The sequence below is a fragment of the Janthinobacterium sp. SUN206 genome (assembly GCF_030587305.1).
GTDB lineage: Bacteria > Pseudomonadota > Gammaproteobacteria > Burkholderiales > Burkholderiaceae_D > Janthinobacterium > Janthinobacterium kumbetense.
The window spans coordinates 1282216-1307322 of record NZ_JAPWIB010000001.1; the positions used below are offsets into that span (position 1 = coordinate 1282216).

General features: G+C 64.8%; 24 protein-coding genes. 8 read left to right on the forward strand and 16 right to left on the reverse strand.

From position 1 onward, the window contains the following. The first annotated feature begins 167 nt into the window (after positions 1-167). Both O3300_RS05600 and O3300_RS05605 read left to right on the forward strand, forming a co-directional pair. Complete coding sequence (locus O3300_RS05600) at positions 168-1019, forward strand: helix-turn-helix transcriptional regulator (RefSeq protein ID WP_099667531.1); 852 nt, start codon at positions 168-170, stop codon at positions 1017-1019. Positions 1020-1048: 29 nt separating this feature from the next. Further along, complete coding sequence (locus tag O3300_RS05605) at positions 1049-2083, forward strand: serine hydrolase (RefSeq protein WP_289910473.1); 1035 nt, start codon at positions 1049-1051, stop codon at positions 2081-2083. 7 nt (positions 2084-2090) lie between these two features. Here O3300_RS05605 and O3300_RS05610 read toward each other — a convergent pair whose 3' ends face one another. From O3300_RS05610 to O3300_RS05685, 16 genes are all read right to left on the reverse strand, one after another. Continuing rightward, positions 2091-2993 (reverse strand): alpha/beta hydrolase, encoded by a 903-nt coding sequence (locus tag O3300_RS05610; protein ID WP_305052341.1) that lies wholly within the window; start codon positions 2991-2993, stop codon positions 2091-2093. Positions 2994-3018: 25 nt separating this feature from the next. Next, positions 3019-4074, reverse strand: a complete 1056-nt coding sequence (locus tag O3300_RS05615; RefSeq protein ID WP_305052342.1) for a tetratricopeptide repeat protein — start codon at positions 4072-4074, stop codon at positions 3019-3021. 17 nt (positions 4075-4091) lie between these two features. Then, entirely contained in the window at positions 4092-4997 is a 906-nt protein-coding gene (locus O3300_RS05620; RefSeq protein WP_305052343.1) for an ExeA family protein, read from the reverse strand. After that, the gene (gene mshL, locus O3300_RS05625) at positions 4998-6785 is read right to left on the reverse strand and encodes a pilus (MSHA type) biogenesis protein MshL (RefSeq protein ID WP_099668476.1); all 1788 of its coding nucleotides are present in this window, start codon (positions 6783-6785) and stop codon (positions 4998-5000) included. Between the two features lie 38 nt (positions 6786-6823). Continuing rightward, positions 6824-7225 (reverse strand): MSHA biogenesis protein MshK, encoded by a 402-nt coding sequence (locus O3300_RS05630; protein ID WP_305052344.1) that lies wholly within the window; start codon positions 7223-7225, stop codon positions 6824-6826. Then, positions 7210-7893, reverse strand: a complete 684-nt coding sequence (gspM, locus tag O3300_RS05635; RefSeq protein ID WP_251348317.1) for a type II secretion system protein GspM — start codon at positions 7891-7893, stop codon at positions 7210-7212. The genes O3300_RS05630 and gspM overlap by 16 nt, the downstream gene beginning before the upstream one ends. Continuing rightward, positions 7893-8573 carry an MSHA biogenesis protein MshA gene (locus O3300_RS05640; RefSeq protein WP_305052345.1) on the reverse strand — a complete coding sequence of 227 codons (681 nt, stop codon included), beginning with the start codon at positions 8571-8573 and terminating at the stop codon, positions 7893-7895. The genes gspM and O3300_RS05640 overlap by 1 nt, the downstream gene beginning before the upstream one ends. Continuing rightward, on the reverse strand, positions 8570-9529 hold the full coding sequence (locus O3300_RS05645; RefSeq protein ID WP_305052346.1) for an agglutinin biogenesis protein MshI: 960 nt from the start codon (positions 9527-9529) through the stop codon (positions 8570-8572). Before O3300_RS05645 ends, O3300_RS05640 begins: the two co-directional genes overlap by 4 nt. Positions 9530-9660: 131 nt before the next feature. Beyond that, the gene (locus tag O3300_RS05650) at positions 9661-10119 is read right to left on the reverse strand and encodes an agglutinin biogenesis protein MshP (RefSeq protein WP_099667525.1); all 459 of its coding nucleotides are present in this window, start codon (positions 10117-10119) and stop codon (positions 9661-9663) included. Next, on the reverse strand, positions 10116-11009 hold the full coding sequence (locus tag O3300_RS05655) for a prepilin-type N-terminal cleavage/methylation domain-containing protein (protein ID WP_305052347.1): 894 nt from the start codon (positions 11007-11009) through the stop codon (positions 10116-10118). Before O3300_RS05655 ends, O3300_RS05650 begins: the two co-directional genes overlap by 4 nt. Positions 11010-11016: 7 nt before the next feature. After that, positions 11017-11574 carry a type II secretion system protein gene (locus O3300_RS05660; protein WP_305052348.1) on the reverse strand — a complete coding sequence of 186 codons (558 nt, stop codon included), beginning with the start codon at positions 11572-11574 and terminating at the stop codon, positions 11017-11019. After that, positions 11564-12157 carry a Tfp pilus assembly protein FimT/FimU gene (locus O3300_RS05665; RefSeq protein WP_369812285.1) on the reverse strand — a complete coding sequence of 198 codons (594 nt, stop codon included), beginning with the start codon at positions 12155-12157 and terminating at the stop codon, positions 11564-11566. Before O3300_RS05665 ends, O3300_RS05660 begins: the two co-directional genes overlap by 11 nt. A 105-nt stretch (positions 12158-12262) precedes the next feature. After that, positions 12263-12838: a type II secretion system protein gene (locus tag O3300_RS05670; RefSeq protein ID WP_305052350.1), complete on the reverse strand. Its 576-nt coding sequence runs from the start codon at positions 12836-12838 to the stop codon at positions 12263-12265. Continuing rightward, on the reverse strand, positions 12808-13314 hold the full coding sequence (locus O3300_RS05675) for a type II secretion system protein (RefSeq protein ID WP_369812262.1): 507 nt from the start codon (positions 13312-13314) through the stop codon (positions 12808-12810). The genes O3300_RS05670 and O3300_RS05675 overlap by 31 nt, the downstream gene beginning before the upstream one ends. Beyond that, a complete protein-coding gene (locus O3300_RS05680) occupies positions 13314-14549 on the reverse strand; it encodes a type II secretion system F family protein (protein ID WP_305052352.1) in 1236 nt (411 codons plus the stop codon). The genes O3300_RS05675 and O3300_RS05680 overlap by 1 nt, the downstream gene beginning before the upstream one ends. Before the next feature lies 1 nt (position 14550). Further along, positions 14551-16254, reverse strand: a complete 1704-nt coding sequence (locus O3300_RS05685; RefSeq protein ID WP_034781098.1) for a GspE/PulE family protein — start codon at positions 16252-16254, stop codon at positions 14551-14553. 208 nt (positions 16255-16462) lie between these two features. Here O3300_RS05685 and O3300_RS05690 point away from each other — a divergent pair, with 208 nt between their 5' ends. The 6 genes from O3300_RS05690 to O3300_RS05715 all read left to right on the forward strand — a co-directional run bounded on the left by O3300_RS05690 (position 16463) and on the right by O3300_RS05715 (position 25105). Further along, positions 16463-17191: an ABC transporter ATP-binding protein gene (locus tag O3300_RS05690; RefSeq protein ID WP_305052353.1), complete on the forward strand. Its 729-nt coding sequence runs from the start codon at positions 16463-16465 to the stop codon at positions 17189-17191. Next, a complete protein-coding gene (locus O3300_RS05695) occupies positions 17188-18711 on the forward strand; it encodes an ExeA family protein (protein WP_305052354.1) in 1524 nt (507 codons plus the stop codon). The genes O3300_RS05690 and O3300_RS05695 overlap by 4 nt, the downstream gene beginning before the upstream one ends. A 107-nt stretch (positions 18712-18818) precedes the next feature. Further along, positions 18819-20777 (forward strand): pilus (MSHA type) biogenesis protein MshL, encoded by a 1959-nt coding sequence (mshL, locus tag O3300_RS05700; RefSeq protein WP_305052355.1) that lies wholly within the window; start codon positions 18819-18821, stop codon positions 20775-20777. Further along, on the forward strand, positions 20774-22189 hold the full coding sequence (locus tag O3300_RS05705; RefSeq protein ID WP_305052356.1) for a tetratricopeptide repeat protein: 1416 nt from the start codon (positions 20774-20776) through the stop codon (positions 22187-22189). The genes mshL (O3300_RS05700) and O3300_RS05705 overlap by 4 nt, the downstream gene beginning before the upstream one ends. Positions 22190-22196: 7 nt before the next feature. Further along, positions 22197-23900, forward strand: a complete 1704-nt coding sequence (locus O3300_RS05710; protein WP_305052357.1) for a GspE/PulE family protein — start codon at positions 22197-22199, stop codon at positions 23898-23900. Next, on the forward strand, positions 23900-25105 hold the full coding sequence (locus tag O3300_RS05715; RefSeq protein ID WP_251348303.1) for a type II secretion system F family protein: 1206 nt from the start codon (positions 23900-23902) through the stop codon (positions 25103-25105). The genes O3300_RS05710 and O3300_RS05715 overlap by 1 nt, the downstream gene beginning before the upstream one ends. The last annotated feature ends 2 nt before the right edge of the window (positions 25106-25107 follow it).

Genomic DNA, 25107 nt, shown 5'->3' on the forward strand with positions numbered 1-25107 from the left:
CATAGCCGCCCCGGCACCCCTGCACGCCTGCCAGCGGCCACGCAAAACCGGCCTGAGCCGCCGTCCCACATCCCGTGCATTCCCCCGAATCGACCGTTCATCCTGCGTCTGGCGCCATTCGTCGTCCCGCGCTCGCCCGTCAGGGCGGCCGCACATACCATGTCGATATGACCACTCCACTCCAGTTCAAATCCGGCCAATTCTATGGCGACGTGCATCACGGCGCGCGCGGCAGCATTTTCGACATCCGCCGCCTGAAGGCCACGCGTGGCGAGGATGAAGTCGAAACGCACCGGCATGACGATGCCCACTTCGTCTTCGTTCTGTCCGGCACGTATATTTCCAGCGCCCTGCACGCCCCGCCGCGCGCGCCTTCGCCCACCCTCGTCTTCAATCCTGCCGGCACGACGCACCGCGACCGCTTCGTCGATGGCAAGGGCAGTTTCATGACGGTATCGCTCGACCCTGCCCTGCTGTCGGGCGCCGAGGAATTGCATGCGGCCCAGGAGTGCGCCACCGTGTTGCGCGATACGGCCAGCGCGGCCGCCGCGTTCCGGCTCGCGCGCGAAGTGGGCCGCGGCGGCGACGGCGCCCTGCTCGAAGCGGGCGCGTGGGAGATGCTGGCCAGCCTGCACAAGGCGCCCCGGCAGGCGCGCCCCGCCCTGCCCGGCTGGGCCCACCAGGCGTATGAAGCCGTGATGGACCTGGCCAATGACACGCATCTGCGCATCGCCGACGTGGCCGCCGCCCTGGATGTGCATCCCGTGCACCTGGCCCGCGTGTTCCGCCAGGCCTGGGGCTGTTCGCCGGGCGACCTGCTGCGCTGGCGCCGCGTCGACCAGGCCAGCGGCTTGCTGCGCCGCCCGGAACTGAGCATGGCCGACGTGGCGCTGAGCGTGGGCTTTGCCGACCAGAGCCACATGACGCGCGCCTTCCAGGCCCGCTACGGCATGACGCCCAGCAACTATCGCCGCCAAATGTTTCAAACGTCCAAGACAATGCCCAATTTACAAGACTAGACTGCACTTTTCCAACTCAGGAGTACACCATGTTGCGATACCTACCCCTTCTTCTCGCCTTCGGCAGCAGCGTCCACGCAGGCGAGCTGGACGGCGTCACCACCGCCATCGAAGCGGGCGACTTCAAGCAGGTCACCAGCGTCGTGGTGGCGCAGCATGGCAAGCTGCTCTACGAACACTACTTCGACAAGGATGGCGCCGAAAGCCTGCGCAACACGCGCTCGGTGGGCAAGACGGTGGCCGGCATGCTGGTCGGCCTGGCCATCGAGCGCAAGCTCTTGCGCACCGACACCCCCGTCCTGCCCTACTTTCCGGAACTGCGCCCGCTGGCCCATGCCGACCCGCGCAAGGACAAGATCACGGTCGAGGATTTCCTGACCATGAGCTCGCTGCTTGAGTGCGACGACGACAACCAGCATTCGCGCGGCAATGAAGAGCGCATGTATCTGGTGGAAGACTGGAGCCGCTTCGTGGCGGACCTGCCGATCCGCGGGTTTCCCGAATGGCAGCCCCGCCCCGAGCAATCGCCGTACGGCCGCGCCTGGAGCTATTGCACTGCCGGCGTAACCCTGCTGGGACCGCTGCTTGAAAAGGTGAGCGGCCAGGGCGTGCCGGACTTCGCCGCCGCCAATCTGTTCAAGCCGCTTGGCATCGACAAGGTGAAATGGCAATTCCAGCCCAAGGGCAGCGCCATGACGGGCGGCGGCTTGCAGCTGCGCAGCGTGGATCTGATGAAGCTTGGCCAGCTCTACCTCGACGGCGGGCGCTGGCATGGCAAGCAGGTGATGCCGGCCGAGTGGGTCAAGCGCTCGATCGCGCCCCACGCCAACGCGCGCGAAGGCATGGACTACGGCTACCTGTGGTGGCTGCAACCGTTCACGGCCAATGGCCGCACGGTGCAAAGCTATGGCATGGCGGGTTCCGGCGGCAATAAAGTGCTCGTCCTGCCGGAACTCGATGCCGTGGTCGTCATCACCACGACCAACTTCCAGGTGCGCGACGCCCATGGCATCAGCGAAAAATTGCTGACCAAGCTGATCCTGCCGACATTGATGCGCCCGTGACCGTCCTTCATTTTGCGGACGTCAAGTACGCCCGCAATCCATGCGTGAGCACGAAAGGAAACACACTCGCGTGATCTTCATCCGCGAAGACGCGCAAGCGCGTCTTCAGGCCGGGGAACTTGCGCGATGTCAACTTTCCATCGAATTCGCGCAAGTCGGCCACCATGTCGGCGTCCTCTTCCGAACGCGAACGCTTCTTGCCCGCCGCCAACTTTTCCAGGCCGCCGATGCCGAAGAACACGGACGCGGGCAAGTCCTTGTGGCTGGCCGCATACGCCTGTTCGCGGTCGAACATGACGCCGGCGTCGTACCACAGCGACGGGCTGCCGAGGACGTAGTGCTCGAAGGTGCGCGGTTCCGTCAGCAGGAATTGCAGGCCCAGCAAGCTGCCGTAGGAATGGCCGATAAACACCTTGCGCTGCATGTTCGCACGATAGTGCTGCGCAATAAAGGGAAACACCTCGCCCGAGATGAACTGGCCATACGCCTTCGCTTCGCCGAACGCGGGCTGCCGTCCCGGCATGTCCGAGCGGTAATCGTGCTTGCGCGGCGTGGTGGGCGTGTAATCGCGGCGGCGGCTGTACACGCCGCCATCGCCGTTGGCGTACGACAAGCCGACCACGATGACTTCTTCCATCCCCGCATGCTTGTTCAGGCGCTGTGCGATATTGCGCACGACGGGAAATGCATAATTGGCGTCGACGACGAACAGCACCGGATAGCGCTTATTGCCCTGCCGATAGGAATCGGGCAAGGCGACATACAGCTGGTAATCGCGCTTCAAGGCTTGCGCGCGAAGGTCGCGCACTTCCGTATTCTCAAGAACGTAGCTGGCAGGCGCGCTGGCGGGGGCGGCCTGGGCGCTGTTGGCCAGGCAGCAAAGAACGATGAGCAGATGCAGAGGCTTCAAGCTGTTTCTTTCATTGAGGTAAAAATTACTTGGCAGCCGCCGCCGTCAGCTGCACCAGCTTGCGCTCGACAAACGCCTGCAGCTGGGGCGACAGGGTTTGCAAGCCCTTGGCGCGCTCGAACGCCTGGCGCGCCTGGGCCGGGTGGTTGTCGGCTTGCAAGGCGATGCCGAGGCCCATCCACCAGACGCTGTTGTCGGGCGCCGCCTGCAGGGCCAATTGGTAGTGTTCGGCCGCTTCGCGGTAGCGCTGCTCGCGCTGCAGCACGCCGGCCAGGAAGGCGTGGTATTCGCCGCTGTCGCTGGCGTACGGCAAGCTGCGCATGAGGGTGTCGAGGGCCGCCGCGCCGCCATTGGCCTTGTCCAGCTGCAAACGGGCCAGCATCATCGCTTGCGCCGGCTGTTTCGGGTCCAGCGCCAAACTCAGCTGTAACTGGCGCGCCGCCTCGTCGGGACGCTGCGCTTCCAGCAGCAGGCGCACCAGGGTTTCGCGCGCGCCCTGGTGGCGCGGATCCAGCTGCAAGGTTTGCTGCAAGGCCAGCATGGCGTCGGAGACGCGGCCATCCTGCAACTGGGCCAGCGCGCGCCAGTATTCATTCTCCACGCGCTGCTGCGGCGTGACTTGTTTTCCATCAATGATACGTTCACTCACAGCGGACGCGGCCGTCTTCACCACGGGCGCGCCAGCAGGCTTGACGGCTTGTTGCGTGATGCGGCGCATGTCGGCGGCACGCAGCTTGGCGGGCGCGGGGGTGGCTTCCTCCGTCTGAAATACGGGTTCGGGTTCCGCCGCCACAGCGGGTACGGGCGCGGGTGCAACGACGACAGGCGCCGGTGCCGGCACTGGAACCAACACCGGCGTACTGGCCACGCTGACCAGCACGGGCGGCACGGCCGGGCGCTTCAGGTAGACCCAGCCCAGGGCGATGGCGGCGGCCGTCAAGCCCGCTGCGCCGCCGAAGACCAGTGCGCGCGAGACGCCCCGCTCGCGTTCGGGCACGGAGCGGATACCGGCCGCGTCGCCGCGTCCATCGGGGGTGCCACGGGCATCGAGGTCTTGCAACATCTTGTTAATCAGGCTCATCTACAGGCTCATCTTCGTCATCGGTTCAATAAAGTCCAGCTCGCGCCGCAAGCGGCGGCCAGCACGCCGGCGCCGGCCAGCCATGGCCACGGCCTGCGCCAAAAGCGGCGCGGCTTGCTGGCCAGGGTGTCGCTGGCGGCCAGCGCCACGTGGCGGCCGCCGACCTGCTGCCGCCCTTCGCCGTACGCCACCATCAGCGCCTTGTGCGCCATGATATTGATCAGGCGCGGGATGCCGCCGGACGCCTGGTACAGCTTGGCCACGCCGCCACGGCTGAACAGGCGCGCGCCATCGAAACCGGCCACGCGCAGGCGGTGCGCCACGTAAAAATCCACGTCGTCGCGCGACAAGGGCCCCAGGTGATAGTGAAAGGTGATGCGCTGCGCCAGCTGGCGGATTTCCGGCAGGGCCAGCTTGACGTCCAGTTCCGGCTGGCCGAACAGCACGATCTGCAGCAGCTTGCGCTTTTCCGTTTCCAGATTCGTCAGCAGGCGCAGCGCTTCCAGGCTGTCGACGGGAATCGCCTGCGCTTCGTCCAGGCACAGCAGCACGCGCTTGCCTTGCGCCGCCAGGTTGAGCAGGCGCAAGTTGAGTGCGCGCAGCAACTGATGCTGCTCAATATCCTTTTCCAGCAAGACATCGAGGTCTTCGGCCAGCGCCAGGATCAGCGAACGGGGCGACAAGTTCGGATTCGGGATGTAGGCCGTGACGAAGTCCGGCCCCAAGGATTGCATGAACTTGCGGCAAAGAAAAGTCTTGCCTGTGCCCACTTCGCCAGTGATCTTGATGAAGCCCTCGCCATTGCGCGCCGCCACCAGCAAGGTGTTGAGCGCCTTTTGCGACTGCGGGCCGTTGAAGAAGAAACTGGTATCGGGCGTGAGGCCGAACGGCGCCTCGCGCAAGCCGAAATGGGCTTGGTACATTTAGCGCCGCTCCGACGGACGGCGCGGGTCGAGCGCCTCGATACGCTTGCCCGAATCGAGCAAGTCCTCGTTCCAGCTATTGGCGCCATCGACGATGGTCGGCTTGATCAGCACCACCAGCTCGCGCTTCTGGATCACCTGGCCCGTGTTGCGGAACAGCGCGCCCAGCACGGGAATGTCGCCCGCGCCCGGCACTTGCGAGCGGTCCGACGTCGTGGCCTGGCGCATCAGGCCACCGATGGCCACGATACGGCCGTCCTGGCTGCGCACCATGCTGTCCATCTCCGACGTGCTGGAGGCGGCCAGCGGCAGTTTCAGGGAACCGGCGCTGCCCAGGTCGATTTCCTTGCTGATAGTCGACACCTGGCTGACGGACGGGTGCACGTGCAGGATGATGTTGCCATCCGCATCGATCTGCGGCGTCACGTCCAGCACCACGCCGGAAAAGAAGGGCTGCAAGGTCACGTTGGGGCTGGTCGTCGCGCCGCTGGCCGTCGTATTCGTCGTGGTCGACACGCCCGTCACGTAAAACTCGTCCGTGCCGATCTTCAGCACGGCCTTCTGGTTATTCATGGTGGCGATGCGCGGGCTCGACAGCACATGCACGGAGCCTTGCGATTCCAGGAAGGAAATCATGGCCGCGAAATTGGCCGTCTGGAAGGCCAGGCCGAACATGGAACCGGCCGAGTTGGCCGCCGAGCTGAGGCCGAAGCCGCTGCTGGCCGTCAAGCCGCTGCCATTCGTCATGTTGGGCGGCTGGCCCCCATTGAAGGGCAGCGGCGCCAGGGTGCCGCCCGGCTGGATGAAGCCCGTCGAGATGCGGTTCGTGTGGCCGCTCTTGATCGAGGCGAACGAGGCCCAGTTGATGCCCGTCTGCGTGTTGTCGTTGAGTTCGACTTCGAGGATTTTCGCTTCCAGGATCACCTGGCGGTCGACGGACAATTGCGTGGCCTTCAAATACATGTCGACATTGCGCAACTCTTCCGGCATGGCGCGGATGACGATCACGCCCGACTGCGGACTGAGCACCACTTGCCGGCCGCCGTCGCTGCTGCCGACGATGGCTTCCAGCGCCGCCTTCAGTTCCGGCCAGAAATCGGCCGTCGACGAGGTGGTCAGGTTGCTGCTGTCCAGGGTACGGCCGCCCTGGCCGCCATTCGTTTGCTGGTTCTGCTCGTTGTTGTTGCCCTGATTGTTATTGCCGCCATTTCCGCTGTTGCCCGAGCCGCCGGAATTGGTCGAACCGACCGAACCGACCGACGTCGACGACACGCGCAGGTTGGAACTGCCGCGGCGCGCGCCCGTCAGGTAATTGACGTGGAACAAGCGCGTCTGCATGGTCAGGGGCTTGATGTAGATCTGCGTGCCCTCGACCTTGTAATCGTAGCCATACAGTTCGCGCACGGCGTCGAGCGCCTGGAACAGGGTCACGTCCTTCAGATTGGCGGAAATCGTGCCGCCGATGTCGGGATGGACCAGCATGTTGTAGCGCGTGCCGGCCACGATGGAAGTGAAGAACTGGCGCGCCGGCACATTGTTGAACGCCACGTTGAAGCGCTCGTCGAGCGCGGCGCGGGCCTTCGGCAATTGCTGGGCCAGGGCCGCCACGGGCGGCAGCAGCGCCGCTTCCACGGCGTCCGGCTGGGCCGCTGGCGCCGTGGTGGCTGCCGCGCCCTTGACGGCATCGGTGATCGCATTATAGGTGTCGCGCTTGACGGGCGCGACATTGCAGCCGCCCAGGCCCAGGCTGACGCTGATGACAGCCGCCATCGTACTGATCTTGAACATGCTCGCCTTGTGTTGATTGAGTTGCTTGGCCACTTCTTCTACTCCTGCTTGCGGTCGGTCTTGCGATCGGTCTTACGATCGGCCTTGTTATTGGTCTTGCTGCTGGGATACAGCTTGAAGGTTTCCAGTGATTTGCCACGCCGCAACAATACGGCCGTGTCGCGGATTTCCACCACCACGGCGTCGCCCACCTTGCCGCCCACCTTGACCGTCTGGCCATCGATGACGGCCAGGCGGCGTCCGCCCGGCTGGGTGGAAACGAGCACCGATTGCAGCTGCGGCCGGGCCGCGACGACGGGCGCGGCGTCGGCGGGCGCCCACAGGGCCGCGGGCGGGCGCGTCGGATCGTCGAGCGCCTGCGCCTGCGCGCCCGGCGATGCCAGGCTCAGGATCAGGAAGGGCGCCAGCAGCGCGGAACCCAGGGTCAGAGTGCGATCCATGTATCGTCCATGCTGAGGGTATGTAAGGTCAGGGTCAGGGTGGCGCCCGGGTAACTGGCGGCGTCGAGGTGGGCGGCGCCCCAGAAGACGCGCGTCGGCATCGCTTGCAGCGCCTGCATGTATTGCACCATGTCGGCATAACTGCCTTGCAGCACCACTTCCACGCCATGCTGGTGCAGCAGTGGCGCCGGGGCCGGCGCCCTGGCCGCCGCATCGCCGTTCGCGCTGTCGGCCTGGCGCGCGCCCACGGCGCTGGCGGGCAGGGTTTTCAGCGACACCACGCGCAGTCCGGCGTGCCGGCGCAGCAAGTGTTCGAGCAAGGTGACCATGCGCTCCGGCGCCACCAGGCCATGCTGCTTCTCGCGCAGCGCCTGCGCCAGGGACGCCGTTTCCGCCTGCAAGGCCGCCAGGCGCGTGCGCGCTTCCTGGTCGGGATCGGTGGCATGGGCCAGCATGGTCAGCTCGACTTCCTTGTCGGTGGCGCTCAGGAGGCTTTGTTTTTGCGCAATGCTCGCCTCCAGCGCCGCGCGTTTCGCCAGCAGGGGATTGAAGCTCATGAAATAGAACACGAACAGGACGGCGGCCGCACCGGCGCCGAACACCATCAGCCGCTCGCGCAGGCTGAGGGCGTCGAAGGCGGCGGCCCATTTCTTCAGCAAGGGCAGCATCAGCGTGTTCCTTCCGTAACAGGTTTCGGCGGCGTGGCAGGCCCGGCCGGGCCGGCGGCGCGGTCGGCCGACTGCAGGCTGAACGCAACATACGGCAGGCCAGGCGCCTTGCCCTCGGCCACGGCCGGCTGCCCGGACTGGTTAATGTCGAGGCTGGCGAAGGTCTTGCCTCGCAGCACCTCCTGCTGGCCCAGGCGCGTGATGTACGCGGGCAGCAGCGACGCGTGCAAGGCGCGGCCCTGCAAGCCGAAGTCATTGCTGGCGCCGGCGATATCCACGCCCGTCAGCCATACGCCTTCGACCCTGGCCTGCGCCAGCGCGCGGAAATAGCCGGCATAGCCGAGGGTATTGCCCAGCTTGCCGCTTTCCAGCACGTTCGACGCATCCTGCAGCAACTGGCGTTGCGCCTCGACGGCCGCCAGTTCCTGCGCCAGGGCCGGATCTTTCTTGCGTGGAGGAAAATCGCGCAAAGCCTGGTCGCGCTTTGCCTCGCCTTGCGCCAGCGCCGCCTTGACGCCCGCTTCGCGCCGTTCCAGGCCGGTCAAGGCTTGCTGGGCCAACACGCCCACGGCCAGCAGGGCCAGCGCCAGGCCGCCCAGGGCCAGGCTGGCCGTGCGCGCCGACATATGGTGTTTTTGCAGTTCAAACTGGGGATTGAACAGATTGATCTGCTGGCTCATGCGCCCTTCCCTTCATGCTTGCCCGGGTGCAGGCCAACCTCGCGCAAGCCGGCGCCGATGGCCAGGAAGTAGCGCGCCTGCATGGCGGGGTCGCGCAATTCGGCGGCCTGCGACAAGTCCAGCACCGTGGCCAGGTCCAGCTGCTCGACGGGCATGTAGAGATTGTCGGCCAGATAGGCGTGCAAGCCGTCGGCCGCGCCCGTCATCAGCATCAAGCGGGCCAGCGAAATGAAATGAAACTGGCGGTCGAAGTGGTCGAACGAGCGCTGCAGTTCCAGGGTGACGCGGTCGTAATACTGGCTCGCGTCGGGAGACTGCAATTGCGTCAGGGTCACGTCGATGCGGCGCGCCTGGTACAACTCGCCATTGAAACTCATGGTCAGCAAGCCGCCGTCGCCATCGAAATACAGCACGGCGATGCCGCGTCCCGGGGTTTCCAGCAAGGTGGCGATATTACGCTGCGCCATCTCGGGGATATCGATCACGGACAGGCCGATCTTGCATTCGGCGTACAGCGCCTGGCGCCGCGACACGGCGCTGTTGCGCGCGGCGACGGCAAACACGCTGCTGCCGCGCTGGGTGCCGTTCGGGTCGCCGGGGATGTCGAACACGTCGATGGTGGCTTCGGCCAAGGGAAAGTCCAGCATGTCCTTCAGGCGCCAGCCCACGGCCGTCTTCAGCTCCTCGCGCGGCACGGACGGCGCTTCCAGCGACAGCAACTGGTACTCGCCGCCGGCCAGCACGGTGGTGCAGTGGCGCGCTGCCGCCTGCACGTCCTTGCCCAGTTTTTCCAGCACCTCGGCCGGCGCCGGCCGCGCGGCCGCCTGGTAACTGGCGCCCAGCACGCGCGGCATGCCGTCGGCGGGACGTTCGACAACGACAGCGCTGACGCCTTCCCGGCCAAACGCCGTGGCCAGCCAACCCTCATACTTCCTTGCTCTTGCGAATAAACCCATGCGACCTATCCAGTGTAAGTGCCTGCCCGATCTTGTCGCGCAGTTAATGCATCCAGCCAATTTTAATTCATGAAGCCAACTTTATTGTGTAAAAACAATAAATTAGCGATCTTTTTTGCACGCAGTTGATCTTACTGCGACAGCACGGCTTGCAGGCGGCGCTGAACATAGTCCGCGTTGTTGCCCGCGTTCGGACAGAACGGCTCGACAGTGCCCGGCTGGTTGCACGCCGTGGCCGTGATGGTCCAGCTGGTCAAGGTGCCGGGCCCCGTGGCCGTGCTGCATTGCACGCTGACGCTGAACGACGACAGCGTCGTGCCCGCCGGCAAGCTGAAACTGGCCGGACCGATGCACGCCGCACCAGCGGTCAGGCCGGCGCTGATCTGCCGCTGCAGCCCCCATTCGAGACCGGCGCGCGCGGCCTGTTCGGCGCGCACGCCCTGCACGTCCATGGCCGATTCCGTCTGCTGGAAAGTGGAGATATTCACCATCACGGCCGCCAGCGCGGCCAGCACCACCAGCAGGAAAATGGCCGTGACGAGGCTGAAACCGCGCATGCGGCCCGCGCGATGGCGCAGCAAGCGCCTCATGGCGTATTCCTCGCCTGTACCTGTTGCACCAGGCGCAGCACGCCCGTATTGCTGTTCGCCGCCCCCAGGCTCAGGTCGATATTCACCAGACCCCGCTGCACGTTGGCCAAAATGCCATAGCTGAAACGGCAAGCCGCCACCTGGCGCGCCAGCAGTGCTCCCTTCTTCGCCTCCAGCGGGACCGTGTTTTCCACAACCGGCTGGGTAGCCTGGATGACATAGCCCGCGTAACGGGTCAAGGTGCCGCTCTTCAGATCGCACGCATAGGTGACGGGCGTCGATACCACCTGGAAACGGTTCGACGGCGACGGCAGCGGCGCGGGCGCCGTCGTGAAAGGATAGCTGCCCAAGGTGACGACAGTGCCAGACACGGCCGTGACTGGCGCGCGGTTGCAGCCATTCGCCGCGCTGCAGGCATACGCATTGTTCGGCGCGCCCGCCCCGCCCAGGTTGTAGACAACGATCTGGTCACCCACGCTGATCGCCTGGCGCGCGCCCAGCGCATCTGCGGGCATGGCGCCGACGACGCTAAAAGCTGGTGAGGCGGGGGTGGTCTCAAAGCTCAGCACACTGCCCGGTCCCGACGGATCGCTGTCGCTCAGGTAGCGTCCGCCCGTCTTGGTCAGCAGCAATTCCAGGAACAGGCCGTCGTTCGACACGCGCACGCTGTTGGGCAGGGCCAGCCGCACGTCGCGCGTCAGGCGGCGCGCTGCCGTGTCGGCCGTGTCGGCCAGCGCGGCGCGCGCGGTGGTGTCGATATAGCCTTGCACGGGCACGCGGATGAAGACGGCGACCATGGCGCCGATGATGCCCGTGATGACGATCACGATGACCATCTCGACGAGGGTAAAACCGCGCGGGCGGCGCCTGGCGTTATAGAAATTTCTCATGGAGTACTCATGGGATACTATTCGGCGCATAGCGCACGCGATAGCCGTCGAGCACGATCTGCTGGTCGGCATACGGCACGACCACCTGGATATGCAGGCTTTCCGTCGCAGGCAAGCCGTTCAGGGCTTGCTCGGTGATCGTCACCAAGGCAGTGTAATTCTGGGTGGGGCTGGCAGCCCAGGCATTACCCTGGGCATCCGTCTTGTACTCCGTGGCCGTGCCATACGCACTCACGTAATCGTTGACGTTGTCGAACGGCCGCCCCGCGCCGTTCGCCTCTTCCCCCGGCCCTTCCGGGATGGCGCAGCCGGCCGGGCTGGTCGCCGTTTCCGCGGCCGGGTCTTGCGGATCGCAATAGGTAAACCGCGCCAGCTGGATTTCTTCCAGCATGCTTTCGGCAATCGCCAGCGCCTGCTTGCGCAGCTGCGGATCGGCGCTGCGCTTTGTCGTCAGGCTCATCACGCCCAGGATGGCGGCCGAGGCCAGGCCGACGATGACGATGAACAGCACCAGTTCGATCAGGGTCACGCCGCGTTCACGCTGGCGCCGCTGGCTAATGGACATAGCCCGTCTCCCCCTCGACCGTGACGACGCGCTCCGTGCCGTCACCCAGGATGCTGATGTTCAGCCGCGCAGGGAAACCCGATAGCGCCGGGAACACATCGTTCTGCGCATACGGCTGGCCCAGCGCGTCGAAATAAAAGCTGGGCTCGCCTTTCACATCGGTGGACAGGGTAACGCCGGACGGACGGCCTTCGCACAGCCAATTGCTTCCCAGGCAATACTGCAGCGTCTCCTTGCTGCCGCTGTTCTTGCCCGCGGGCGGCACCACTTTCTGGTCAGCGCTGCAAACGGCATCGAAGCACAGGGCCACGCTGTTGGCATCGATGCGCACAAACACGGCACGGTTTTGCGCCACCGCAAGTTTTTGCCCGTAGCGCACGATATTCGTCACCTGGTCGGCAAAACTGCGCGCGTCAAAAGTGTCGCGCTGGAAAAACCGGTTGACGGCAAAGGTCGCCAGCAAACCCGCCAGCACCAGCACGGCCACCAGCTCGATCAAGGTGAAGCCGCGTGCAGCCGTACGCCGCAGGCGGCCTGGCGGCCCTGCTTGGCGATGCGGAAAGACTGTTGGTGGCTGCTGCAATGGATGGCCCGTAAAAAAGCCCAACGGGCTGGCGCCTGAGGTTGGGCTGGTGGTGCGCAAGGAAGGCCGGATGTTGCCTGACTTTCCTTGCAGTGTGCTCAAAGATTACTTACACGTACTCGGGTCTGCCAGATCCTTGATGCCTGGGCCGGCGGTAGCGGTGGCAGCGGTATACGTCACCGAGCAGCCCGAGCGCGATGCATCAGGGGACACGGAGAAACCGGTAGCGGAGATCACATAGTCAGGTGTGGCGATGCCTGCGGCAAGTCCAATCCCGGCGGCATCGGCCGTAGGGTAACCATTGGCCCCCGTAATCGGCTGGCCTTCCATTGTTACGGTCTTGGTCGCGTCAGCATTGACCAGCCACTGCGCATGGTACAGGGCAGCGCCCGCCTTGACGGCGCCAGCGGCCGCGTGCATCTTGGCCACGCGCGCATCGGTCGACATGTCGATGAATTTAGGAATCGCCGTGGCGGCCAGGATGCCGAGGATCACGATGACGACGATCAATTCGATCAGGGTAAAACCTGCCTGGGCGCCGCTTTTCATACTACGTAAAGACTTGTTCATTCTTGCTTTCTCCAAAATCAAATAAAAAAACTTCAAAACCAACGCCATGAAACTGTCGCTGCACCGGACCAGGAAGCGCGTCAGTTTGCCGCCGGGTCCGGCGATTTCCACACCACGATATCGGGTTCCTGGGCGAGCTTGTCAAGATCGGCATCCGCACGTGGCAAGGTTACCTTAAATTTCACTAAATCAACCCTTTTACTGGGAAAAATATTGCCATTACTAAACAAATAGATGATTTTTTGTTCTTTTTTATCGTACAGCCAATTCCCCGCTGGCAATTTTTCAAGCTCCGGCTGCGCGAACTCGCCCAGATAGTTGGCTGGCTTGTCGGCCAGCCAGTCGAACGGGTTTTGCCGCGCCAGCGCCGGCAACCGGTCGCGCCGGTCCGCCAGATATAAATGCAGCACCTGCACCCGCAAGCTGGTGCGCAGCACGCCCAGCATCTGCGCCACAGCCACCTGCTGCGCCTGCTGCTGGTAATAGCTGACCCGGTTCAGGAACACGGCCGTCAGGATGGCGAACACGCCCGCCACCACCGCCAGCTCGAACAGGGTGAAACCGCGCTGGCGGACCGGTTTTGCCATCAGTGCAGGGCCGCCCGGCCCAGGTCCCAGATCGGCAGAAAGATGCCCAGCGCCAGCACCAGCACCATGGCGCCGAGGAAGACGATCAAGATCGGCTCGATCTGCGCCGACAGGGTTTTCAGCTCGTAATCGACTTCGCGCTCGTACATGTCCGCGATCTCGTCCATCAGGTCGTCGAGCGAACCGGATTCCTCGCCCACGGCGATCATCTGCAGCACCACGGGCGTGAACACGCCGGCCGCCACCGAGGTGCGCAAGATGCTCTCGCCCCGCTCGACGCCGTCGCGCATCTGTTCCACGCGCGCGCTCAGATACGTGTTGTCGACCGTTTGCGACACCACCGTCAGCGCCTGCACGATGGGCACGCCGCTCGTGCTCGACAGGGCAAAACTGCGCGCGAAGCGGGCCATCGTGCCTTTCAGGATGATCTTGCCGGCGATCGGCAGGCGCAGCTTGGCGCGGTCCCACTTATATAAACCCTCTTTCGTGCGCAGCCAGGCGCGCCAGCCGAAAAAGCCGCCCACGCCCAGCATCAGCAGGATGGGCCAGTACGTCACCGTAAAGCGCGAAGTGCCGATCAGGATGCGCGTCATCAAGGGCAGTTCCGCATGGAAACTGGCAAACACCTTCTCGAACTGGGGAATGACGAAGATGTTCACCACCACCATGGCGGCCAGCATAGCGAAGACGACGAAGGTCGGGTAGCGCGTCGCCGTTTTCACGCGCGCGCGCATGTCGCGGTCGAATTCCAGGTGGTCGAACAGGCGCAAAAACACTTCATCGAGGCGCCCCGTCATTTCGCCCACGCGGACCATCGACAGGTAGAACGGCGTGAAGATGGCGGGATGGCGCGCCATGGCGGCCGACAGTTCGCGGCCCGCGTCGAGCGATTCGCGCACATCCTTGATGATGCGCCCGAATGCGGGGCTGATGGCCGACTCCTGCAAGCCGGCCAGGCCGCGCATGATGGGCACGCCCGCCTTGAGCAGCGTGTACAGCTGGCGGCTGAACAGTTGCACGTCCATGGGCGTGACCTTTTTCTCGGTCAGCTTGTCCCACCAGCCCAGTTGGTTGGCGCCCGCCTTCGTCACCGTCTGTTTCGTGGCGCTGATATCGACGGGCGTGCTGCCGCCCGCCATCAATTGATCGGCCACGGCGCCGCTGTCGGCGCCTTCCATGACGCCGGTCAACAGTTCGCCGCTGGCGCTGCGCGCCTTGTAGGAGAAAAACGGCACCTCAATCCTCGCTCTGGTTGCTGATGCGCATCGCTTCCATCACCGTCGTGCGGCCCTGGACCACCAGCTGCACGGCGTGGCGGCGCAGGGTTTCGCCCGCCATCTGCGCCGTCGCCACCTTCATGAAGTGGGAAGGATCGGCATGGTTGGCGGCATCGGCCACGGCACGCGTGATTTCCAGCAATTCGTACACGCCCGTGCGGCCCCGGTAACCCATGCCGTTGCAATGCGAACAGCCCTTGCCGTGGAAATACTGGTTGCGTTCGACCAGCTCGCCCAGTTCCAGGCGCAGCCATTCGTATTCGTTCGGCGTGGGCGCGTACGGCGTGCTGCAGCTTTCGCAGATCACGCGCACCAGGCGCTGCGCCAGCACGGCTTGCAGCGAGCTGCCCACCATGTAGCGGGGCACGCCCATGTCCATCAGGCGCAGCGGCGTGCTGATGGCGTCGTTCGTATGCAGGGTCGACAGCACCAAGTGACCCGTCATGGCGGCGCGCAAGCCGATTTGCGCCGTTTCCTGGTCGCGCATCTCGCCCACCAGCACGATGTCGGGATCTTGCCGCAGGGCCGAGCGCAGCACCCTGGCGAAATTCAGCTCGATCTTGTCGTTGACTTGCACCTGGTTAATGCCCGGCAAGCGGTACTCGACGGGGTCTTCCACCGTGATGAGCTTTTTTTCCACGGAATTGAGTTCGGACAAGGCGCAGTACAGAGTTGTCGTCTTGCCGCTGCCGGTCGGCCCCGTCACCAGCACGAGGCCGTTCGGGCGGCTGACGATGGCGCGAAATTGCGCCACCAGCGCGGGCGGCATGCCGATGGCGTCCAGGCGCAAGGTCGTGCCGCCCTGGTTCAGCAAGCGCATCACCACCGATTCGCCATACTGCGTCGGCATGGTGGAAATACGCACGTCGATACGCTGGTTTTTCACGCGGATGGCGAAGCGGCCATCCTGCGGCAGGCGCTTCTCGGAAATATCGAGGTCCGACATCAGTTTCAGGCGCAGCGCCAGCGAACTGGCGATCTTGCTGTCCGCTTCCGTCTGCAGGTGCAGCACGCCGTCGATGCGGAAACGGATCTGCAGCCGGCCTTCCTGCGGCTCGATGTGGATATCCGAGGCGCGCACCTGGGTGGCATCCTCGAACACGGATTGCAGCAGCTTGACGATGGGCGCCTCTTCCAGGCCCGGATTGGCGGCCAGCGCGCCGAAGTCGACGGAAACGTCGCCCAGGTCCTGCTCCAGCTCGCGCGTCAGGGTGGAAATGTCTTCCGTGCGGCGGTAGATGCGGTCGATGGCGGCCAGCACTTCCGTCTCATTGACGACGGCCAGCTCGATATGGCGCTTGACCAGGCGCGAGATTTCATCGTACGCAAACAGGTCCGTGGGATCGGACATGCCGACCAGCAAGCCCTCGCGGCGGTCTTCCAGCACCAGCGCGCGGAAGCGCCGCGCCTGGGTTTCCGGCAGCAGCCGCACCAGTTCGGGGTTGATGTTGAAAAACTTCAGATTGATATAGGGAATGTCGAGCTGGCGCGCCAGGGCGCCCGAAATCTGCTCTTCCGTGACGAAGCCGTGCTCGACAAAAACGCGGCCCAGCTTGCGTCCCGAACGCTTCTGTTCCGTCAAGGCCTGGCCCAACTGTTCTTCCGTCAGCAATTTCTGCTGCACCAAAATTTCACCGAGCCGGACTTTCTCTGGCCTTGCCATGCTTGCTCCTCGACAGATTCATCAGACGATGCACGCCAGCGGCGCGCGGGGGTATTTTATTCCAGAACCTGTTGTTTCTTAAAGAAAATACATTCCATCATTTGATTTTTGCGCATTTCAACACTCAGCAAGTAAACACTTGCCGCCCGCCGGCACCCATGGCAATAATGGCGGTCGTACCCCGTCTTGCCTGCCGACCATTGCCACTATGAACGCCTGCGCCATCGAGTTCCACAACGTGCATCTGCAGCTGGCGGGCAGCGCCGTGCTGCGCGGCGTCGACCTGCAGGTGCACGCGGGAGAACTGTTCGGCCTGGTTGGAGTGAATGGCGCGGGCAAGACTTCCCTGCTGAAATGCCTGCTGGACTTCTGTACGCCGGAACGGGGCGAGATCGCCATCTTCGGCCAGCCGCACCGGCATGGCGCGGCGCGCCAGCCCCTGTCGTTTCTGCCGGAACGCTTCCAGGCGCCGTATTACCTGACGGGCGGCGACTTCCTGCGCTACCTGGCGCGCCTGCACAAGGTGCGCCCCGATGCGCAAGCGCTGCAGCAAACCCTGGACGCGCTGGACCTGGCGCCGGACGCCCTGCTGCGCCCCGCGCGCGAGTATTCGAAAGGCATGATGCAGAAACTGGGGCTGGCCGCATGCTTGCTGTCGGGCAAGCCGCAACTGCTGCTCGACGAACCGATGAGCGGACTCGACCCGAAGGCGCGCGCGCAATTCAAGCAAGTCTTGCGGCAAGCGCGCGCGCAAGGCCGCGGCGCCCTGCTCACCTCGCATGCGCTGGCCGACGTGGAAGAATTGTGCGACCGCATGGCCATCCTGCATGGGGGCCGCATCGTGTTTACGGGCACGCCCGCCGAATGCCGCGCGCGTCACGGCGGGGCGCAAGACGCCAGCCTGGAACAGGCTTTCCTCAATTGCATCGCGGCATGAACGCCGACCCGCACGTCCCGCCCTCCACGCCGCCCGGACGGCCGTATGCGCCCTCGCCGCACGGCATGTATCTGCGCCATTTCGGCTTGCGCACGGCGCCGTTCGGCATCACGCCGGACCCGGCCTTCTTTTATACGGGCAATACGCGGGGCGAGCTGCTCGCTGCGCTGCTGTATGCCGTCATGCAAGGCGAAGGCATCATCAAGCTGACGGGCGAAGTGGGCAGCGGCAAGACCATGCTGTGCCGCATGCTGGCCGAACGCCTGCCGCCCCAAGTCGACGTGCTGTACCTGCTCAATCCCCGCCTGGAACCGGACGAAGTCCTGCACGCCATCGCCGCCGAACTGGGCCTGGAACTGGATGGCTGCCGCGCCGATGCCGTCCTGCGCGCCCTGCACGGCGAGCTGATCGCCAGGCATGCGGCGGGACGCCAGGTAGTGTTGCTGGCCGAAGAAGCGCAAGCCATGCCGGGCGCCACCCTGGAAGCGCTGCGCCTGTTGACGAACCTGGAAACGGCCAGCCACAAGCTGCTGCAGATCGTCCTGTTCGGCCAGCCGGAATTGCAACACACCCTGGACTTGCCCCAGTTCCGCCAGTTGAAGGAACGCATCACCCACAGTTTCAGCGTGCCGCGCCTGCCGCCAGCCTTGCTGGACGACTATCTGGCATGCCGCCTGGCCGCCGCCGGCCGCCCGGCGCCGCTCGTTTTTACGCCGGCCGCGCGGCGCCGGCTGGCGCGCGCGGCGCAGGGCATCGTGCGCAGGATCAATATCCTGGCCGACAAGGCCTTGCTGGCCGCGTTTGCGGACGATGCGCAGGAAATCAGCGCGCGCCACGTGCGCCTGGCCATCGCCGACAGCCCCTTTTACCGCCCGCCCTGGCATGCGGGCAAGTTGCTGGCAGGCGTCTTGAGCGCGCTGATGCTGTTGCTGGCCTTTGCTCTGCTGTGGCAATGGCGGGCAGGCAGCGAGGATCGGACAGCGGCGACAGCCAGCATGGCGACGCCGGCAAGCCAGGCATCCCACGCATCCCAGGCACGCTCCGCCGCGCCCGCCGACGCGGCCCCAGGCACGCTCAAGGCAGCGCTTGTGCGCGCACCGCAGCCCGCCCCGTCAACGCTGCTCGACAGCAAACTGGCCGAATCGCGCGACTGGCTGGCGCGACAAGGGCCGAAGCAACTGGTGCTGCACATCGCCAGCTTGCCCGCCACCGAGACAGTTGCGGCGGAAACTTTCCTGCGGCAGGCACAGCAAGCCACCGGCCTGCACGACCTCCACGTGTTTCGCCTGCCTGGCACCATGCCCGCAACCGCGTCCGCGCCCGCAAATACGCCGCCCGCGACCTCCACCGCGCGCCTGCTCATCGTCTATGGCAGCTTTGCCGACCAGGCCAGCGCCGAAGCCGTGTGGGCCAGGCTGGCCCCGGCGTCGCCGCAGAAAATATTGCTGAGCGACATAGACAGTATCCGCACAGAAATAAAAGCCCTGACACCGGAAAAACCGGGGCGTGGCGCCCCCTGACTTTATTTCAGCATATTGCCTCCCAAGCCTGCACAGCCGATTGCTTTTAAGCGATCATGCTGGGTAAAATTACAAAAGCACAACACGACTTCAAGGGCGAACTTTTCATGACTCAACACCCTATTCCTGTGCTGACCTCTTGGGTCGCCCTCGCCTGCAGCACCATGCTGGCCGGCTGCGCCACGCATCAAACCCCGCTGTCGCCGGCCCACCTCAATGCCGCGCCCGTCGCCGCCGGCGTCATTCCCGAACCGGTGCAGCAAAGCAGCGCGCTGGCCGCGCCCCTGCCCGCGCCCAAGGTGGAAACCTACAGCGTCACCGTGCACAAGGTGCCCGTGCAATCGCTGCTGTTTGCGCTGGCGCGCGACGCGGGCATGAATATCGACATCCACCCGCAGATCGAAGGCAGCGTCACCCTGAATGCGCTGAACCAGACCCTGCCGCAACTGCTGGCGCGTATCGGCAAGCAAGTCGATATGCGCTACGAAATCGATGGCAAGAACCTGACGGTGCTGCCCGACGCGCCCGTCTGGCGCACTTACAAGGTCGATTACGTCAACATGGCGCGCAGCACCAACAGCAGCGTGAATATCGCCACGCAAATCTCCACGGCGGGCGGCGGGTCGAACAACGCCAGCAACCCCGTGGGCAGCACGCAAGGCAGCGGCGGCAACGGCAATAACAATTCGACCACCCTCGTCGTGAATCGTTCGGAAAATAATTTCTGGTACAGCCTGGAAAAGAATATCCGCGACCTGCTGCGCGAGACCACGCTCAACGACGTGCAGGTGGACCCGCTGGCGCAGCTGAACCAGCAATTGACGAGCATGCCCGGCCAGCAGGGACAGCAAGGCCAGCAGCAGAACCAGGCCGGCGCCTACCCTGCCGCCGGTGCGGCTGGCCAGTACGGCGCCCAGCCGCCGATGCCGTATGGCAACCCGAACGGGAGCCAGAATGCGCCGGGACAGCAGGCGCCCGGCCAGAACGCGGCTCCCGGCCAGCCGCTGGACGCGAACGGCATGCCGCTGCTCAAACTGGCCAACAAGGGCAGCCCCTCGTCCGTCGTCGTCAACGTCGAGGGCGGCCTGATCGCCGTGCGCGCCACGGGGCGCCAGCATGAAAAGATCGCCGAATTCCTCGACGCGGTATTGCACAGTGCCAAGCGGCAAGTGCTGATCGAGGCGACCATCATCGAAGTGCGCCTGAGCAATGAATACCAGCAAGGCATCAACTGGTCGCGCCTGACGGGCAGCCTGCAATTGCGCCAGGGACAAGTGGGCACGGCAGGCCTGTCCAGCGGCGTCACGCCGAACGCCACGCCCGGCATCTTCCTGCTCAATTATTTGAAAGACAGCTTTTCCACCACCATCCAGCTGCTCGAATCGTTCGGCAAGGTGAAAGTGCTGTCCAGTCCGAAGATCAGCGTGCTGAACAACCAGACGGCCATGCTGAAGGTGGTCGACAACAATGTCTTCTTTACCATCAAGGTGACGCCCGCCGTGATCAGCTCGACGGGCACCATCACCACGCCGGCCACCTATGAATCGAAACTGGAAACGGTGCCCGTCGGCTTCGTCATGAGCGTCACGCCGCAGATTTCCGACAGCGATGAAGTGACCCTCAACGTGCGCCCCACCATCACGCGCATCGTCGGCTACGTGCAAGACCCGAATCCGGCCCTGGCCACGGCCAACGTGCAAAGCCGCGTGCCCGTGATCCAGGCGCGCGAGCTGGAATCGATCATGAAGGTGGGCAATGGCCAGATCGCCGTGATGGGCGGCCTGATGCAAGACTCCATCGACAATGCCAAGGATGGCGTGCCGGGCCTGTCCAGCCTGCCCTTGGTGGGCAATCTGTTTACCTACCGCAATGAGGCAAGCAGCAAGACGGAGCTGGTTATCTTCATGCGCCCCGTCGTCGTCAAGGATGCCAGCGTCGAGGGCGATTACCGCGATTACCGCTACCTGCTGCCCGGCCAGGCGCCGCTCAACACCCAGCCCTACACGGATGGCCCGCCAGCAGCGCCCGTCCGGCCGCAGGCGCGCTTGCAGGGAGACTTCCCATGAGCTTGCTGATGCAGGCGCTCAAGAAAGCCGAGCGCGCCAAACAGAACAGCCTTTCCGACGAAGAACTGGAAAAGCCGTCCGAAGCCTACGACCAGGTGCTGGAGCTGGCGCCGGCCGACGCCCTGCCGCCCCGTCCCGCACCGGCACCAGCGCCCGTGCAGCCGGCAAGCACCTTGCGTCTGGAGCCGCTGGCGGACGCGCCCGCGCCGCCGCCCGCATCCAGCGGCGCCCAGCCGGAGCCACAGCCAGGGTCGCAGCAAGGCGCGCAGTCAGGCCCGCCCCCCGAGCCGCCGCGCGCCCGTCCGGAACCGCCGCCCGCCCGGCCGCGCGCCAGCCGCAGCAATCCGCCGCCGAAAGGCCCCACGGGCCCCATCAGCGTCGACCCGGTCACCGTGCGCCTGGCCGTGCTGCTGGCGATCCTGCTGCTGGTGGTCGGCTCCATGGCGTACTGGTACTGGCGCGCCAGCACCAGCCCCGGCGCGGGCGCCAACTTGCCCGGCGTGCCCATGCCGCTGACGGATGCCCCTGGCACGGCCGGCGTTGCCGGCCCCGTCGTGGTGGTGCCGGCGACGGGTGCCGCGCCGCCGGACGCCATGACGCCCGCGGCGCTGCCGCCCGACACCCCGCGCGACGCGCGCCAGCCAGAGTCAGCACAGGACCAGCAGGCGATGATACAGGCGGCGGCCCAGGCCGCCGTAGCGGCGCAGCTGGCGCACATGGCGCCGCCCGCAGCGCCCAGCCTGCCACCGGTGGCCGCGCCCGACAACAGCCAGATCCAAGTGCAGCGCAGCGTGGCCGCGCCGCAAATCAACCCCGACGTGCAGCAAGCCTATCAAGCCTTCAACGGGGGCCAGTTGGGTCTTGCTCGTCAGCAATATGAAACGGTGCTGCGGCAGGATGCCACCAACCGCGACGCGCTGCTGGGCCTGGCGGCCGTGGCCCTGCGCGAAAACCAGGGCGCGCAGGCGGCGGCCCTGTACGTGCGTTTGCTGGAAATCAATCCCGACGATGGCGAGGCGCTGGCCGGCCTGATCGGGCTGCGCCAGGGCGACGTGGCGCAGAGCGAGGCAAAATTGAAAGCCATCCTGGCGCGCAACCCCGACAGCGCCCCCGTGCTGTTTGCACTGGGCAATGTGTACGCCAAGCAGCGCCGCTGGAACGAAGCGCAGCAGCAATTCTTCCGCGCCTACGGCGCCGCGCCGGGCAACCCCGACTATGCCTTCAACCTGGCCGTGGGCCTGGACCGGCTGAACCAGCCCCGGCTGGCCGCCACGTATTACCAGCGCGCCTTGACCCTGGCGCAGACGACGCCCGCCGCCTTCGACCAGGCCGTCGTGCAAACGCGCTTGCACGAACTGGCGGCCCCTGCGGCCCCGGCCGAGCCGGCCGTCATCCCCCCCCGTCAGGAATAAGCATCACATGGCAGAACAGGCAAAACTTCCCCTCGGCAAGCTGCTGATCCAGAAAGGCGTGATCAGCGAAGACCAGCTGCGCATCGCCCTGATCGAACAGCGGCGCAGCAGCGAACCGCTGGGCAAGCTGCTGATCACCTTGGGTTTTGTCACGGAAGCCACCGTGCGCGAGGCGCTCAGCGAAAACCTGAAACAGGTCAGCGCGGACCTGTCCAGCCTGGTGGTCGACGCCATCGCATTAAAGCTGATACCGAAGGACGTGGCCAAGCGCTACCGCGTCTTTCCCATCGTCTACGAGCGGCAGGCGGATAACCTGATCCTGGCCATGGCCGACACGAGCAACATCGTTGCGCTCGATCAAATCAGCGCCATGCTGGTCAAGGGCATCACGATTTCCACCGTGCTCGTCAACGAATCGGACATTTCGCGCGCCATCGACCAGTACTATGGCTTCGAACTGTCGATCGACGGCATCCTGCACGAAATCGAGACGGGCGAAGTCAGCTATCAGAGCATGGCCTCGCCGTCGGACGAATACAGCCAGCCCATGGTACGCCTGATCGATGCGCTGCTGGCCGACGCCGTGCAAAACGGCGCCTCGGACATCCATTTCGAGCCGGAACAGTCGTTCCTGCGCATCCGCTACCGCATCGACGGCATCCTGCGGCAAATCCGCAGCCTGCACAAATCGTACTGGCCGGCCATGGCCGTGCGCCTGAAGGTGATGTCGAACATGAATATCGCCGAGGCGCGCGCGCCGCAGGATGGGCGCATCAGCATCAAGTTTTCCGGGCGGCAAATCGACTTCCGCGCGTCGGCGCAGCCCACCACGCATGGCGAAAACGTCGTGCTGCGCGTGCTGGACCGGCAAAAAGGCATCGTGCCGCTGGACGCCCTGGGCCTGGCCGAGGCGGAATTGAACTTGTTGAAACTCATGATCGCGCGCCCCGACGGCGTGATCCTCGTGACGGGTCCGACGGGCAGCGGCAAGACCACCACGCTGTATTCGATACTCAACCATATCAATACGGAAAGCGTCAACATCATGACCCTGGAGGACCCGGTCGAGTATCCGATGAACATGATACGCCAGACCTCCGTCAACGAATCCGTCAAGCTGGGCTTTGCCGACGGCATCCGCTCGATGATGCGGCAAGACCCCGACATCATCCTCGTGGGCGAGATCCGCGACCGCGAAACGGCGGAAATGGCGTTTGCCGCCGCCATGACGGGCCACCAGGTGTATTCCACCCTGCATACGAGCTCGGCCATCGGTTCCGTGGCGCGCCTGCTCGACATCGGCATCTTGCCCGACATCATGGCCGGCAACATCATCGGCATCGTGGCGCAGCGCCTGGTGCGGCGTTTGTGTCCGCATTGCAAGGAAACCGTCATCGCCGATACCATCGAGCGCCGCCTGCTGGGCCTTGCGTCCGAAGCGCCCGCCGTCAGCATCTGCCGCGCCGCCGGCTGCGAACGCTGCGCGCACCAGGGCTACAAGGGCCGCCTGGCCATCATGGAAATCCTCAAGATGACGGCCGAACTCGATGAATTGACGGCGCGCCGCGCCAGTTTGCGCGAGCTCAAGGCCGCGGCGCGCGCGGCCGGCTTCAAGGGTATCGTCGAGGACGGCATGCGCCGCGTGCTGGAAGGCGTCACCACCCTGGAAGAAGTGGGCCGCGTGGTCGACCTGACGGAAAGGCTGGCCTGATGGCGCAATATGTCTACCGCGCCATGGATGCGGCCGGCGCCCTGATTCCCGGCAGCATGGAGGCGGCCAACGTGCCGGACCTGGAAGCGCGCCTGCACCGCATGCAGCTCGACTTGATCGACTGCAAGATCACGGGCCAGTACCTGGTACTGCTGGGCAAGCGCATCATCCACCGCCGCGACCTGATCAATTTCTGTTTCCACATGGAACAGTTGACGGGCGCGGGCGTGCCCATCCTGGAAGGCTTGAACGACTTGCGCGAAAGCACGGACCACCCGCGCCTGCGCGAAGTCGTCACGGACCTGATCGAAAGCATCGAGGGCGGCCTGCCCCTCTCGGGCGCCCTGGCCCAGCATGGCGACATCTTCGACGCCACGTTCACCAGCCTGATACTGGCGGGAGAACAGAGCGGCCGGATCGCCGACGTCTTCAAGAACCTGTCGGAAAGCCTGAAATGGCAGGATGAGCTGGCCTCGCAGACGCGCAAGATCGTCATGTACCCCGTCGTCGTCGCCATCGTCGTGGCGGCCGTGACGTTTTTCCTGATGATCTACCTGGTACCCCAGCTGACGGCGTTCATCCGCAACATGGGCGGCGAGCTGCCGCTGCACACGCGCGTGCTCATTGCCGTATCGAATGTCTTCATCGATTACTGGTATCTGCTGCTGGCCTTGCCCGTACTGCTGTTTTTCGGCTTGCGCGCGCTCATCCGCCGCAGCGGGGCGGCCCGCTACGCCTGGGATGGCTTGAAACTGCGGCTATGGCTGGTCGGTCCCGTGCTGCACAAGATCATCCTGGCCCGCTTCGCCACGTTTTTTGCCCTGATGTATGCCTCCGGCATCACCATCCTCGAATGCATCCGCCTGTCCGAGGGCATCGCCGGCAACCAGGTGGTGGCGGCCGGCCTGCGCCGCGCCGCCCAGCTGATCAGCGAAGGTTACGGCGTCACCGCCGCCTTCCAGCACACGGGCATCTTCCCGCCGCTGGTGATCCGCATGCTGAAGGTGGGCGAGTCCACGGGTTCGCTGGACACGGCCTTGCGCAATGTCAGTTACTTTTACAACCGGGAAGTGAAGGAGTTGATTGAGAAAGTGCAAGCCATGATCGAGCCGGCCATGACGGTCATCCTGGGCTTGCTGCTGGGCTGGATCATGCTGTCGGTGCTGGGGCCGATCTACGACACCATCAGCACCATCAAAACCTGAGG

What these genes read in the sequence shown, in the direction of transcription:
- O3300_RS05685 (WP_034781098.1), bottom strand. Translation starts at nt 16,254, where the DNA reads ATGGCAAGGCCAGAGAAAGTCCGGCTCGGTGAAATTTTGGTGCAGCAG.
- O3300_RS05605 (WP_289910473.1), top strand. Translation starts at nt 1,049, where the DNA reads ATGTTGCGATACCTACCCCTTCTTCTCGCCTTCGGCAGCAGCGTCCAC.
- mshL (WP_305052355.1), top strand. Translation starts at nt 18,819, where the DNA reads ATGACTCAACACCCTATTCCTGTGCTGACCTCTTGGGTCGCCCTCGCC.
- O3300_RS05615 (WP_305052342.1), bottom strand. Translation starts at nt 4,074, where the DNA reads ATGAGCCTGATTAACAAGATGTTGCAAGACCTCGATGCCCGTGGCACC.
- O3300_RS05675 (WP_369812262.1), bottom strand. Translation starts at nt 13,314, where the DNA reads ATGGCAAAACCGGTCCGCCAGCGCGGTTTCACCCTGTTCGAGCTGGCG.
- O3300_RS05690 (WP_305052353.1), top strand. Translation starts at nt 16,463, where the DNA reads ATGAACGCCTGCGCCATCGAGTTCCACAACGTGCATCTGCAGCTGGCG.
- O3300_RS05705 (WP_305052356.1), top strand. Translation starts at nt 20,774, where the DNA reads ATGAGCTTGCTGATGCAGGCGCTCAAGAAAGCCGAGCGCGCCAAACAG.
- mshL (WP_099668476.1), bottom strand. Translation starts at nt 6,785, where the DNA reads ATGTTCAAGATCAGTACGATGGCGGCTGTCATCAGCGTCAGCCTGGGC.
- O3300_RS05660 (WP_305052348.1), bottom strand. Translation starts at nt 11,574, where the DNA reads ATGTCCATTAGCCAGCGGCGCCAGCGTGAACGCGGCGTGACCCTGATC.
- O3300_RS05630 (WP_305052344.1), bottom strand. Translation starts at nt 7,225, where the DNA reads ATGGATCGCACTCTGACCCTGGGTTCCGCGCTGCTGGCGCCCTTCCTG.
- O3300_RS05650 (WP_099667525.1), bottom strand. Translation starts at nt 10,119, where the DNA reads ATGAGGCGCTTGCTGCGCCATCGCGCGGGCCGCATGCGCGGTTTCAGC.
- O3300_RS05600 (WP_099667531.1), top strand. Translation starts at nt 168, where the DNA reads ATGACCACTCCACTCCAGTTCAAATCCGGCCAATTCTATGGCGACGTG.
- O3300_RS05640 (WP_305052345.1), bottom strand. Translation starts at nt 8,573, where the DNA reads ATGAGCCAGCAGATCAATCTGTTCAATCCCCAGTTTGAACTGCAAAAA.
- gspM (WP_251348317.1), bottom strand. Translation starts at nt 7,893, where the DNA reads ATGCTGCCCTTGCTGAAGAAATGGGCCGCCGCCTTCGACGCCCTCAGC.
- O3300_RS05715 (WP_251348303.1), top strand. Translation starts at nt 23,900, where the DNA reads ATGGCGCAATATGTCTACCGCGCCATGGATGCGGCCGGCGCCCTGATT.
- O3300_RS05620 (WP_305052343.1), bottom strand. Translation starts at nt 4,997, where the DNA reads ATGTACCAAGCCCATTTCGGCTTGCGCGAGGCGCCGTTCGGCCTCACG.
- O3300_RS05655 (WP_305052347.1), bottom strand. Translation starts at nt 11,009, where the DNA reads ATGAGAAATTTCTATAACGCCAGGCGCCGCCCGCGCGGTTTTACCCTC.
- O3300_RS05645 (WP_305052346.1), bottom strand. Translation starts at nt 9,529, where the DNA reads ATGGGTTTATTCGCAAGAGCAAGGAAGTATGAGGGTTGGCTGGCCACG.
- O3300_RS05695 (WP_305052354.1), top strand. Translation starts at nt 17,188, where the DNA reads ATGAACGCCGACCCGCACGTCCCGCCCTCCACGCCGCCCGGACGGCCG.
- O3300_RS05710 (WP_305052357.1), top strand. Translation starts at nt 22,197, where the DNA reads ATGGCAGAACAGGCAAAACTTCCCCTCGGCAAGCTGCTGATCCAGAAA.